Source organism: Kribbella kalugense, assembly GCF_004365875.1.
In the GTDB taxonomy this organism is placed as follows: domain Bacteria; phylum Actinomycetota; class Actinomycetes; order Propionibacteriales; family Kribbellaceae; genus Kribbella; species Kribbella kalugense.
In genome coordinates, this window is the sequence record NZ_SODF01000001.1 from 1,572,311 (window position 1) to 1,585,137 (window position 12,827).

Here is a 12,827-nt window from a genome sequence, read left to right on the forward strand (position 1 = left end):
GTTTCACCGGCTAACGGGTTCCTTACCGCATTCGGAAATCTCCTCTTTGGCATTGCCCGGAGACCTACTGTCAAAGGCAATTACCCGCCAAGAAAGGAACTTCCATGCGCACCCGATCTGTCCGTCTCCTGGCTCCCGCGCTGGCCGCGGTCGCCGCCGCATCCCTGGTCGGCCTTCCGCCCGCAAACGCGGCGAGCAGCCCCGTCGGACATGTCTACGAGACGACGAACTCCCCCGCCGGCAACGCGATCCAGGTCTTCGACCGGTACCGGGACGGCCGGCTACAAGCGGGCGCCACCGTCGCGACAGGCGGTCGCGGGCTGGGTTCGTCCCTCGCCTCGCAGAACGGTCTGGTGCGGGATGGCAACCTGTTGTTCGCGGTGAACGCCGGCGACAACACAATCTCGACCCTCGCAATCACCGGGCACGGCCTCGCACGGCGTGATGTCGCCCCCAGCGGCGGCGATCGGCCGGTCAGCGTTACCGTCCGGCACGGGGTCGTCTACGTCCTCAACCAGAACAGCGAAACCATCAGCGGCCTCCGGGTCGACCACGACGGCGACCTTCAGCCGCTGCCGCACTCGACCAGGGCACTCAGCAAGACCACCGCCAACCCGACCGCGGCCGCCCAAGTCTCGTTCAGCCCTGACGGACAGACCTTGGTTGTGACCCACAAGGGCGACCAGACAATCGACGCCTTCGCCGTCAGGAACGGGTACGCCGGATCCGCGGTCGCCCACCACTCGTCGGGCTCGACGCCGTACGGATTCGCCTTCGACCGCCGCGGCCAAGCGATCGTCTCCGAGGCGGACGCCAGCGCCGTCTCGTCGTACGCCGTCCACGCGAACCAACTGCGAACCATCAGCGCCACGGTCCGCGACAACCAGGCAGCCGCCTGCTGGCTCGTCGTCACCAACGACAGCCACTACGCGTACGCCGTCAACGCAGCCAGCTCGTCAATCTCGTCGTACCGCATCACCGCCGACGGCCGCGTCCACCTGATCGCATCCGTCGCAGCCAGCACCAGCGCCGGCGGCTCCGACGCCGCCCTCACCCCCGACAACAAGTCCCTCTACATCCGCCTCAGCACCGGAGCAGTAGCCACCTTCACCGTCAACCACAACGGCACGCTAGCTCCCCAGCAAAACACCACCGGGGCCCCCACCAACGGCACCGCCGGCCTAGCCGCCAACTAGTTGCCGCTCCGTCAGTATCAATCGCGTACTCCGGAGTCTCTTTACAGATGAGAAGGATCATCTCGGGACTGTCGGCGGCATTCACGCCGGCGAGCGGAGGCGCAGCACATGGCGAATCTCCTTGGTCCGCCGGTCGGCGGACTCGATTCGACGACGGCTGTCGCCTTTCGCTACCGGCGTCGGGTGTTATGGCTCATCGGGGGCGTCGGCGCCTTCGTGCTCCTCGCAGCGCTCCTCCGTCGCGGAGACGACACGTGGTCGCCGGCGGTCTGGGTCACGCTCCTGCTGATCGCCGTCCTCCTGATGGCCATCCTCGCCGTCATGCTCAGCGCCGTTGCTCTGCTCGAACCTCCTCACGTGCCGCGTCCTCAGCTCGCCCGGTTGGCCGAGCGGCTCCTCGCGCAGCACCCCATCTTCCCCGTTGTACTGCGGTGGGCGGCACTGATCCTCACAGCGCTCGCCGCCGCCCATTTCGGCGGTACTGCGAGTCTGAAGGGCCAAAAGAAGTCGATCGTCGATATCGAACTCTCCGGCAGCAGCAAGGCGTGGACTGATTGCGACTGCGCCGGACCGTTCACGGCAGCCGTCCGTCAAGACTTCTGGTTCATCGCCTCCTACGTTCTGCTGCTCGGCCTGTTGGCGTTGTGGGCAGGCGCATACTTCCGGCTGCCCGCGCTCCGGCGGGCGCGCACCACTGTCGTCATCGCGATCGTCGTCGCCGGCCTCCTGGACGTCGTCGAGGACGTCCTCATGCTCGCTGCGGGGTCGTCGAACGGAACATGGCAGTTCGTCGCGGTCTGTGCGTGGGGGAAGTTCGCGTTGCTACTCGCCGCCGTCGTCTACATCGCGGCCGGCGCGTTCGCTTGGTGGTCGACGCCGCGCTGGGTCCGGTTGGCCTCGTGGGCCCTGCCCAAGTACGCCCGCGAGGCCGCTGCCGAGGCTCCGACATCGACACCTACGGAGGAGGTTGTCCCATCCGCGGCCGGCACCCAGACGGTACGCTCCGAGCCACCGGCGGAGGCTGCGAAGCACGGCATTGCCCTTTCCGGCGGCGGCATCCGGGCGTCATCGATCAGCCTCGGTGCGCTCCAAGCGCTCGACGGTGGCCCCCTCGACTGGTCGAAGGCGCGCGCGGTCACGGCCGTGTCGGGCGGATCGAACATGGCGGCGGGCTGGAGCATCTCGCGGTCCAGCTACCAGACAGCGGACGACAAGAGAACTGCTCAAGTAGATCCCGGTGAGCTGGACCCGTGGGAACAGAGCGGCGGCAACCCTCATCGCGTAGAGCCCAGCCAGTTGAATCCTGTTCCGTGGCAGCAGAAGAACAGCGGATGGCTCACCGCGGAGGAGCGCCATCTGGTCGACAACCTCGGTTACCTTGCGTCGAACCAGCCCCGTGGATCCGACACCGACCCGGCCGCTGCTGATGCCGGCAAGAGCGCCGATCTCGAGGGCGACCGGGCCTACGTCAAGGCGTCGTACCGTCCAGCCTTCTTCGCAACGATCATCGCCGGGCTGACCGTCAACGTGGTCGTACTGCTGAGCATGCTGTGGGCCATCACGCAGCCGATGGGCTGGGCACTGCGCAACCTCTCGGACCAGGACGGCAACCTGCGGCAGGGCGCGATCCACGACCTCGTCAAGCAACACTCGCTCGCGCTACCCGGGATCATCTTCCTGCTCGTCGGATTCGCCGCTCTGATGCTCTGGGTGCTCGCCGGTCGGCTTCTCGTCGGTCCTGCCCAGGATCACCAGTGGGCGCGCGTCATACTGCAGACGCTCAAGCGGGCGGCGTACGGCGGCCTCGCTCTGGGAGCGGCTCTCGCACTTGCTCTGTGGGCCTTCGTCGAACTGGTTGGAGCGGTCGCATACCTGTCGTTGCCCGCGCTGATCGCCAGTGCCGCGGCCGGCGCGGGTGTCATCGGCTCGGTCGTCCGCATTCTCAAGAAGCCGGCAGCGCGCTTCGCGCCGATGCTCGGCGGCTTTGCCTTCGTCGTCGTCGCGCTGGGTCTGGCAGCGCTCGCGACGTGGAGTGCGGCCAAGCAGGGGGCGAGTTGGTCGTCCGACGGTCTGTTCACCTGGCAGTCAGGCTGGAACTGGGTTGCCGCGCTGGCGTTTGTGACTGTTGCGCTCCTCGGACCCAGCCCGGAAAGCTGGTCGTTGGCACCCTTCTACAGAGGCAAGTTGCGCCTGGCCTACGCGTCCTACCGAGCCCCGAACGACCAGGACCGGGTGCGCCCGTACCTGAACGACAACCTCGCCGGCAGTCACCACGCCAAGCGCGAACCGGGGCTGTTCGCCTTCAACCGCGACGACGCCACGGTGCGTACGCCCCTGGTCGTCTGCACGACCAGCACCGTCACCTCGCGTGCCGTCCGCACCCACTACGGCACACCGGCTCTCAGCGTGACGTTCGACCCCGACCGAACCATCCTGCATCTGCCCCAGGACGGACACGGCCACACCCTCCAGTTCGCTGCGTCCACTGCGGTTGTCGACCGACTCGGCGAGGGACTGCACAAACGCATCACGACGATGATGGCGGTCGCCATCTCCAGCGCTGCGGTCTCTCCAGCGATGGGCCGGTACCGCATCGGGCCGACCAGCATGCTGCTGACCTTCTTCAATATCCGGCTCGGCGTATGGATCGCCAACCCACGTTTCGTCACCCAGCTCGAGGCCGCCGGCCTGCAGGACGAGGTCGACTTGTCGTACCCGCACACCGGGCTCGGCTATCTGTTCAAGGAGTTCTTCGGGATCCACGACCTCGACGACCCCTACCTCTACTTGACCGACGGCGGGCACTGGGAGAACACCGGACTCGTCGAGCTGCTCCGGATGGCCGACATCACCGAGATCGTCTGCGTCGACGCCGACTCCGGGCCGGGCGACGCGACGAGCTCGCTCGGCAAAGCCATCGCGATCGCTCCCAGCGAGTGTGACATCCGGATCGACATCAGTCTCGATCCCCTCCGCGCCACGCCCAGCGGCTCCCGGGTGCCGGCCTATTCGCCGCGGACCGTCAACATCGGGTTCTTCACCAAGGGCGCAGGATCGTTCACCGCCGAGACCCCGGTCGGTGTCCTCTGGTACGCCAAGCCCGGCCTGGCCAAGGACATGCCCGCGTCGTTGCTCGCATTCCACGAGCGCTACCCGACCTACCCAAGAGAATCGACGTTGAATCAGTTCTTCGACACAGCGAGCTTCGTTGCGTATCGCAACTTCGGTCGATACAACGCCGGCGAGATCCTGCTGGCGCGCGAGCGGCTTCAGGAGGCCCTCGCCAAACTCGTTCCGATCGACGATCCCGTCGTGTTCGGCAAGTCGTTGTCAGACATGCTCTGTGAACCGTCCTGCCACTGGGCCGTCGCCGAGCTCTCCCGCGCCGCTCACAGTGCGGCCGGACCCAACTCCGCCGAGAACGCGAGCCTTGTCGCGGCCTACTGCCGCGCAGTCAGCATCTCTCTGGTCCAACCCTAGCCACTGCGTATCGGAGAACGGCGGTCTGCGCATGAGCGGCAAGCAGCAGGCGAAGGTGTTACTGCGTCTCGACAAGGCGACCAACAAGCAGAGTGACGACATCCGGGTACGCCGCGGGACAAGTATCGAGTTGGACGCGAACGACCCGTCAGCCACGTGGGCATGCGACGGCGTCGACGTTGCTTCCCAGGGTGGTGTCGCGTCGATCCGGTCGATGGACGCCCGCCGATCGGGGACCTACGTTGCCAAAGACGCGGCGGGCAACGAGTTGGGTCGGGTCAAGGTGTACGCATTCTCCGCTCGCAACTCTTTGGCCTTCGTGGTCGCGGTGTGGATTGTGCTCGCGGTGGGCTTCTTGAGCTGGGGTCTTGCGGCTCCATCGCTGGGCAACGTCGAGCAAGGTACCCCCACCGGCAACGCCCAGGCCACGTGCGCCCCTTCCGATCCCGAGGCGAAGAAGGCGTTGGCGACTGTGGCGGCCAGAGGGGACCCTGCGGTCAGCATCCCGTTCGGTCGCGGCCTGAACAGCCAGACGCGAGTCCTGGAATACGTCATCGATCATCCGTCGGGCCTGATCGGTACTGCGGAGACATGCTTGCGGGTGGAGTCATCACAATTCTTGCGCTCGACCGCCGATGCCACGCTGCGGACCGACATGATCACCACCCAAGCGGTCGCCAAAGGTACGCGCTTGCTCATTTCCGTGACAGTGAATCGTAGTCGTAAATCGACCAGCGCGCCGGGCGCTTATACGGGTTCGATCACCGTGACTGATCCCAGGGTCGAGCGCGTCGACATTCCCATGACGATTTCTCTCGCCTATCCGTTCTGGCAAGTGCCGCTCGGTCTCGTCTGCCTCATCCTGCTGCCGGCGACCCTCTACGTCTGGCTGCTAAAGGGCAGCTTCACCGGCGAGAAGGGCAAGTGGCTGAGCTTCGAGGACTTCGCGTCGTACCTGCTGAGCCGCAACGGAATCCTCGCCGTGGGCGTCGGAACGGTCGCGGCGGGCGGCGGTTTCGCAGCGTCGTATCTGGGCTCGGCCACCTGGGACGCCGACGCCAAGAGCCTCGTTGCCCTTGCCGGAGCAGCGTTCAGCGCATTCGTCGCCGCCGCCACCGCCGTCACAGCCGCAGGCTCGGACCAGAGCGCCCTCAGCAGCTCCCCCTAGTGCCGTTGGGGCGGCCTACGACACATTCTTGACCAGCCAGTGCGCGAGTCGGCGTAGATGGGAGAACGCGGCTAGTACGTAGTCTGCCGCAGCAGACGTGTGGATCCATTCGTCACAGCCGAGCGGCTGGGTTGCGATGACTGATCTGTGGCGGAGCAGGTTCGCTCGCGGATGGTCGGCGGGATGGCCTCGTAGTGGTCGCTTCAGGAGGTCGCCTGAGATCACGAAGCCCTGCCGCTCGAGATCTCCGATGATGGTGACCAGGCGTCGTCCAGAACCGTCGTCCGCCACTGCGGCTCGGTACCTCGCGATCTGCTCCGACGGCGCGTACCACCACGCCAAGCCGACCCCGAGACCGTCCAGGTCGAACCGGACTCCCAGTTCGATACTCCGAGCCAGCCGGACGATCGCGTGCTGCCGCTGCCAGGCCTGCAGCAGCACGTCGCCGTACCCCCACACCGCAAAATCCTCATACTCCGGATCCGCATCGGCCACCGCGTTCATCAGCTCGACCATCGGCCGACGAACCAGCTCCTCCCGCTCCCGCCTCCACCGCTGCCTCACCTCAACCGAGGGCTCTCCCTCCAGCTGCAGAAGCACATCAAACGCACCCCGCGGCCACCCCTCAAAACCCCCGATCATGAGAGCAACCTTAGCGATTTCGACGGGACTCCAGCTGGTTGGCTGGAGTCCCGTCGTTCGTCAGTGCTTACCTGAGAGGTCGAGTTGGCGGGGCTCCTCGTCGACGGTTTTCGGGGTCGACTTGCGGTCCGCGTGGCCGGGCCACCAGGCGGCGTGGCCGATCAGGGCGGTCAGGCTCGGAGTGAAGAACATTGCCATCACGAAGGCTGCGACGACGATGCCGAAGGAGACGGCGAAGCCCATCTCGGTCAGCAGCGAGTTGCCCGCCATCATCAGGGTCGCGAAGGTGGCCGCCAGAATGAACCCGGCCGCGGCCACGGTCGGACCCGCGTACCGTACGGCCAGGCTGGCTGCCTCGCGTGGATCGTGGCCCTCGCGTGCCTCCTCCCGGAGCCGGGAGATCATCAGGATGTTGTAGTCGGTGCCGATGGCAACCACGAACAGATACATGATCACCGGGAGCATGAACATCAGCCCCGAGTGCCCCGCGGCGTTCTGGAAGATGAGCACCGTCGCGCCGAGGGTTGCGCCGAAGCCCAGCCCCACCGAGGCCATCAGGTACCAGGGCGCCACGACGCTGCGGAGCAGCAGGCCGAGGATGATCATGATCAGCAGCGCGGCCAGCGGGAACACCGTGCGGTAGTCATGGTTGACCGCGGCGTTGATGTCCTTGTAGATCGACGACATACCGCCGACCAACGCCTTCGTACCAGGCGGCGCTTCGGCATGCGCAACGTCGCGGACGTCGCCGACCGCGGTGAGCGCCTGGTCGGTGGCCGACCCGTACTTCAACGTGACGACGATGTACGCCGTCTTGCCGTCCTTGCTGATCGTGGCGGGCTGGACGTCGGCGACACCGGAGGCTGCGCTGAGCTTCTTCTCGTACGCGGGCAGGACCGTCGGGTCGAGCCGAGCGTCGTTGGTCGAGGTGACGAAGACGGACGTCGGTTCAGCGGCGCCGGCGGAGTACGCGTTCTGCATCTCGGTCTGGACGACCATTGACTCCTTGGTCTTCGGCATCGAACCGGCCGCGAGGTCGAAGGTGGCCTTGAAACCGAGCGTGCCGAGTGCCAGCGCAACCATGACCACGCCGGACACGCCAGCGAACAGGGCCGGACGACGTTGTACTCCGCGACCGAGCGCTGCGAACCGCGTCCCCGAGGGCTCCTTGCGCCACGCCTTCGACGGCCAGAACAGGGCGCGCGGCGGGATCAGCGAGCAGATCGCCGGGAACAGCGTCAGCGCCGCAATCAGCGTCACCGCGACCGTGATCGCGAGCGCCGGACCCATCTGCTGAAGGAAGCCGAGCGTGGACAGGATCAGCGCCAGGAACGAGATCATCACTGCACCGGCCGCCGACGCGATCGCCTCGCCGACCCGCCCGACCGCGGTGATCATTGCCTCCTTCGGCTCGTCGCCGGCCCGCAGCCGTTCGCGGTACCGGAACATCAGGAAGAGGTAGTAATCAGTCCCGACCCCTAGTAGTACGACGATCAGCAGCGCCGAGATCGAACTGCTTGCCTGGAGCCCGAACAGCTTGCTCGCGTCGGCGATCAGCGCGTTCGCCGTCGTCGACACCAGCGCGAGCAGGACGATCAGTGGCAGCAACGCGAGAATCGGCGAGCGGAAGATGAGCAGCAACGTGATCAAGATGATCGCGAAAGTGCCGGCGAACGTCAGCGTGTTCGCGCGGGTCGACGACTCCTGCTGGTCAAGACCCTGTGCAGCCGAACCGCCGAGCTTGGCGTCGAGCTGAGTGCCCTTCGTGAGCGCCTTCGCGTCCTCGCGCAGCGTCTTCGCGGCATCCATCTGCTTCGGCTGGCCAGCGTTGCTGGTGTCCATCGACACCAGACCCATCACGTACCGGCCGTCCTTCGACGGCGGACCGGGAACGACCTGCTCGACCTGGTCGATCTTCTTCGCGCCGAGCTGAGTGGTGATACTCGCGGCGTCCTTCAGGTCGGCCGGAGTGAGCTTGCCGCCGTCGGAACGCTGGTACAAGACGATGGCGGACGGCGTGAACGCGCTCGGGAACGCGCTCTGCTGAAGGTCCGCGGCCTGGATCGACTCGTAGCTCTTCGGCAGGAAGCTGCTCTCGTCACTGCTCGACGGAAGGCTTGGAGCGGTTGCGAGGACGGCGGCCGCGACGAATACCCACGCGACAATCGTCCAAATGGGGTGACGGACGACAACTCGCCCTATCCGGTGGAACATGTGATCTGCCTCCGGGCAGTGATCGTAGGAAGTCTGCTGATGACCACCACAATCGCCAACACCCCTGACACCGCACTGACACGGCGCTGCCACCTACGAAATCCGACGACGGTACGTGACCATCGCAAACCCGTACGCGACGACGAGGGTCCCGACACACCAGGCGAGAGCCGTCCAGATACCGCTCCCGACCGGCTGCCGCGCGAACAGGTTCCGGATCGCGTTGACGATCGACGTAACCGGCTGATTGCTCGATAGACACCCGCACCGGCCCGGGCATCATGTCGGTAGGCACGAACGCCGAGCTCACGAACGGCAGAAAGATCAACGGATACGAGACCGCGCTCGCCCGACCATCGCAACGAGGTGAACGAGTGGCTGACCGGCCCGAGGTAGGCGGCCAGACACCCCAGGGCCGTAAAGAACGCGGAACGCACAAGACATACCTGATAGATGCTGTTTGCCGCGATCATCAACCTGGCGGCCAGCCGCTGCGCCGAACGGGAACGCCGCACCCTCGGACGAGCAAGAAGTGGCTCACGCGAGGGCGCGTGGGTCCGGTCGCGGGACCGAATGGCGTCGAATAGCGTTGGCAACGTGGTCAGATGACATCGAAACACGGACTCGTACGTATGAAATAGGTCCTCGTGGCAACGAGAGCCGGGCTCATAATCCCTGCTCATGAGCCCGAAGGGATCGGCGTGAGCCAAATCCTGACACAGGGATGGTTCCAATCAATCTGAGGCTCGGGCTCAGGAACGCTCTGCCTCACCGCATGCTCAAGTTCCTGTGGCCGGCCACGACTTGAAATCGGTCTGTAACGATTCGTAGCCCTGACTCGATAGTGGGTCCGGGGGTGGCACGAAATGGCGGCAGCGTGTCGGGCGACGGCCTTGGCTGGAGCAGCCTCACCTCATCGTCGCTCAGGGGGACACGTGAATAAGGACAAAAGGAAGAAGCGCAAGAACAAGAAGCAGGGCGCGAAACAGGGCAAATCGACCGTCGGTCGCCGTCTTCGGAAGCGGACCATTGCTGCGCTGGTAGCTGTCCTGGCGTTTGTCGGCGGCATGATCGCCGCAACTCTATCGGGGTCCTTGGAACACCTCGTACCGGTGGATCCGGTTGTGGACAAGGCCGCAGGATCCGCCGATGCCATCAAGGTCGCCTCGGTAGACTTCGACAAATACTGGCCGACGGCATTCGAGGACTCCGCGAAGGCACAGAGCTATGTCCGGAAACTGAACTCAGGCGCCGCGCCATCTCTGACCGCTACTCCTGAGGGTGGCGTTCCGGTGACGTCGGACAACTCCGCGATCGTTCACCTCCGCGGCAACCGCGAGCAGACCATCCGGATCACCAACATCCGGATAGAGCCGATCGAAAAGCTGCCGCCCGTCAAGAAGACGCTGGTCTGTCCGTCGGTGGACAAGGGCGGCGGCGGTGACAACGAAATCCTGGACTTCGACCTCGACAGCACGGATTCGGTTGGATACTCCGTAGACGCGAGTTTCAAGAGGACCAGTATTCCGTACTTCGAGAAACGAACCGTTACGCTGGCGAAGAATGAGACCGTGGGATTCCTGATGCGGTTCCACACGTCTGCGCACCACGTCCGGTTCAGCATGACCGTTGACTATCAATACGGTACGGATGCGCACGGCTCCGTCAAGGTCGACGACCACGGCAAGCCGTTCGAATTCACCCCGCTTCAGCGGAAATCTGCCGAGAGACTCTGGATACCTGCGCCTACCTATCCCCTGGTCACGGAAGTCGACCCGGCCACCAACAACACTGTGGTGTCGAATTGCTGACTAACCGCCACTCCCATCGTCCGCCAGCAAAGCTGGCAGAGCCCACAGCGTTCGACGTGCCCAACTTGCGCCACGATCCGGCATCGGTGCCGAATCGAGACCCAGATCTCGTCACGGCCGCCAGAATCGATAGACGAGCACCCGCTCGGCCTGCGGGTCGCCTGCAAAGTCCTTGCCTACCTCGCCAGTTGCTCGATTCACGACAACGCTCGCAAGCGAGGGTTCGCTCCGTCGGAAGCAGTCCTCCGACAGCAGATCAAGCAGGCGGCCAAGACCTTGAGCGGGATGCGGTACGCCCAACTGCTGTTTGAGTTCGCCGTAGGTGATCGTGTCTCGATCCTAGGCGATCTCAATGAGTCGAGCGCGGATCCGAGGCAACCACTCGAACGCTATCGGTGTCACCTCGATCGTCCGACCCTTGATCGGAATCTTCTCACCTGGCCGCAGCATGAGCTTCATTCCGTCATCGTGACACGGTCGGCAGCCGCGGTCTCCTGGCTGCGTCCGCTCAGTATCCCGAATCTGAGCGGACGCAGCACCGCGCGCTTCCACGTTCGGTTGGACGTAAGCCGGTGGGCGGCGAGACCGCTTGCCCATCCCGGTCGGCCGCAACCACGGGGCGGTCGCAGGCGTGCGGTAGCGCGCAAGTGCCGGCGCTCGCCGGAAAGGATGCACCGGCGGCAGCCGGGGGCGGGTGGGAGCACGCGTAGCAGGCGCGGGAGGAGCGGCGCGACGGAGAGCCTGCGTAGCGCGCGGGGACGGACTACCTACGTTGATTAGTGGGCGCGGAGGCGGTTGTTGCGGGGGTTGTGTTCGAGCTCGACGAGGCCGAGCTCCTCGAGAAGGGGCGGGATGTACATCGCGAAGCGGCCGCGGTAGCCCTTGCGCAAGCCGTACCAGCCACCAACCGGGTTGTCCTCCGACCGCGCCCACGCCTCGAGCGTCCCGTCCTTCGCCGGCTTTCCCTCGTCGGCGCTGCCCAGGTCCATCCAGTCGCCGTGGGCTTTCAGCATCGCGGGTACGTCGTCGAGGCAGCGCGCCAGATACCGCAACTTCGTCGTACCGACCTGGCAGACAATCTCAGCCGGCTCGACAGCGTCGTCACGATGCATGGTGTACTCCGACGTGCCGGGTGGAGTCTTGAGAATCCAGGGATCGTCCGGGGCACCAGTTCCGCTCATGATCCAGCTCCTTGGCTCGTTTTGTTGCAGGCAGCAACGAAGTACCCGAGCAGCCCGCTCCATCCGCCTGCATTCGCATCACGCCAGCTGTCCGCATCGGCACCGAGCCGTTCCCAGCCCGAGTGCGTGATCAGCACCTTGCTTCGCTCCTCGGTGACCGGCACGAAGCGGATCTCGACATCAGTGGCCTCGTCCGCGGGTCTGCGGATGTGCCATCGGTAGCTCAGTCGGTGCGGCGGATCCCATGCGGTGATCTCGCCCCAATCGATGTCGTCGCCGTCGCGGGTGCGTTCGTAGATGCGCCCGCCCAGCCGCGGCTCCAATGTCACCGCGGCTGGGTCGCCGCTGACCGAGTGTCCACGCGGCCACCACGACGAGAACCGCTCGGTCCACGTCGCGAACGCATGCCCGACAGAACACTCCAGCAGTACTTCGACTTGCAACGGCTCCGTCACTACTCGCCCCCGTGTTCTGGCGGCCGCGTGTTCTCAGCCAGCAACTTGAACCGCGCGACCGCGTCCCCCCAAACCTCGAGCAGGTACGCCTGAACAACCTCAGCTCCGGCCTCATGCAGCCGATAGATCCGCCTCGTCCCCTCGGGCGCCTCCTCGACCAGCCCCGCCTCCTTGAGCAGCCGGAGGTGCCGCGACACCGCCGGCCGACTGACCGGCAACTCCCCCGCCAGTTCCCCCACCGACCGCGCCCGCCCACCCAACAACTCAAGAATCCGCCGCCGCATCGGATCCCCCAACGCCGCAAACGGATCCCGCCCAGCCTCAGCCACCCCCCAAGCGTAACCCATCAGTTACGGTAACCACTTTGTTACGATCTGTCTCCGAGCTGAAAGGGAGATGATGACGACGGTCTGGTGCTCTGTGGTCGCGGCGCAGTACAGGTCGGTCCTCGATGACATGGCCATCGTGCTGCGTGGCTGTCCGGATGAGCTGTGGGAAGCAAGCATCTACGAGGTCAAGAAGACCGACTCGTGGGCGTGGCCTCCGACGGATCGGGGCGGAGCCGCACCGAAATGGCGGCACGTCGTTAGCAGCCGTCCTCATCCAAGGCGTGCTCCACCTCCAGCTTCACTCCGCCCAGATACGCACGTTCCTCAGGAGCCACGGCATCCGTTGTGAGG

The 12,827-nt window shown here is 65.4% G+C and carries 9 protein-coding genes; 4 read left to right on the plus strand and 5 right to left on the minus strand.

Features of this window, described 5'->3' with window-relative positions; translation table 11 throughout:
* Positions 1-104: 104 nt before the first annotated feature.
* The 3 genes from EV650_RS07415 to EV650_RS07425 all read left to right on the plus strand — a co-directional run bounded on the left by EV650_RS07415 (position 105) and on the right by EV650_RS07425 (position 5,844).
* Positions 105-1,196 carry a lactonase family protein gene (locus EV650_RS07415; RefSeq protein WP_134116658.1) on the plus strand — a complete coding sequence of 364 codons (1,092 nt, stop codon included), beginning with the start codon at positions 105-107 and terminating at the stop codon, positions 1,194-1,196.
* A 108-nt stretch (positions 1,197-1,304) separates the two neighbouring features.
* Positions 1,305-4,676: a hypothetical protein gene (locus tag EV650_RS07420; RefSeq protein WP_134116659.1), complete on the plus strand. Its 3,372-nt coding sequence runs from the start codon at positions 1,305-1,307 to the stop codon at positions 4,674-4,676.
* Positions 4,677-4,707: 31 nt separating this feature from the next.
* Positions 4,708-5,844 carry a hypothetical protein gene (locus tag EV650_RS07425; protein ID WP_134116661.1) on the plus strand — a complete coding sequence of 379 codons (1,137 nt, stop codon included), beginning with the start codon at positions 4,708-4,710 and terminating at the stop codon, positions 5,842-5,844.
* Between the two features lie 15 nt (positions 5,845-5,859).
* Here the strand turns inward: EV650_RS07425 and EV650_RS07430 are convergent, their stop codons facing one another.
* Positions 5,860-6,408, minus strand: a complete 549-nt coding sequence (locus EV650_RS07430) for a DUF2461 family protein (RefSeq protein ID WP_238174063.1) — start codon at positions 6,406-6,408, stop codon at positions 5,860-5,862.
* A gap of 138 nt (positions 6,409-6,546) precedes the next feature.
* A complete protein-coding gene (locus tag EV650_RS07435; RefSeq protein ID WP_134116663.1) occupies positions 6,547-8,700 on the minus strand; it encodes an MMPL family transporter in 2,154 nt (717 codons plus the stop codon).
* A 935-nt stretch (positions 8,701-9,635) separates the two neighbouring features.
* Here EV650_RS07435 and EV650_RS07445 point away from each other — a divergent pair.
* Positions 9,636-10,511: a hypothetical protein gene (locus EV650_RS07445; protein WP_134116665.1), complete on the plus strand. Its 876-nt coding sequence runs from the start codon at positions 9,636-9,638 to the stop codon at positions 10,509-10,511.
* A gap of 776 nt (positions 10,512-11,287) precedes the next feature.
* Here the strand turns inward: EV650_RS07445 and EV650_RS07450 are convergent.
* From EV650_RS07450 to EV650_RS07460, 3 genes are read right to left on the minus strand one after another with little or no spacing between them, the layout of a single operon-like run.
* Positions 11,288-11,692, minus strand: a complete 405-nt coding sequence (locus EV650_RS07450; protein WP_134116667.1) for a DUF6855 family protein — start codon at positions 11,690-11,692, stop codon at positions 11,288-11,290.
* Positions 11,689-12,147: an SRPBCC domain-containing protein gene (locus tag EV650_RS07455; RefSeq protein WP_134116668.1), complete on the minus strand. Its 459-nt coding sequence runs from the start codon at positions 12,145-12,147 to the stop codon at positions 11,689-11,691. Before EV650_RS07455 ends, EV650_RS07450 begins: the two co-directional genes overlap by 4 nt.
* Positions 12,147-12,476, minus strand: coding sequence for an ArsR/SmtB family transcription factor (locus EV650_RS07460; protein ID WP_238174064.1), 330 nt, complete (start codon positions 12,474-12,476; stop codon positions 12,147-12,149). The genes EV650_RS07455 and EV650_RS07460 overlap by 1 nt, the downstream gene beginning before the upstream one ends.
* Positions 12,477-12,827: the final 351 nt, after the last annotated feature.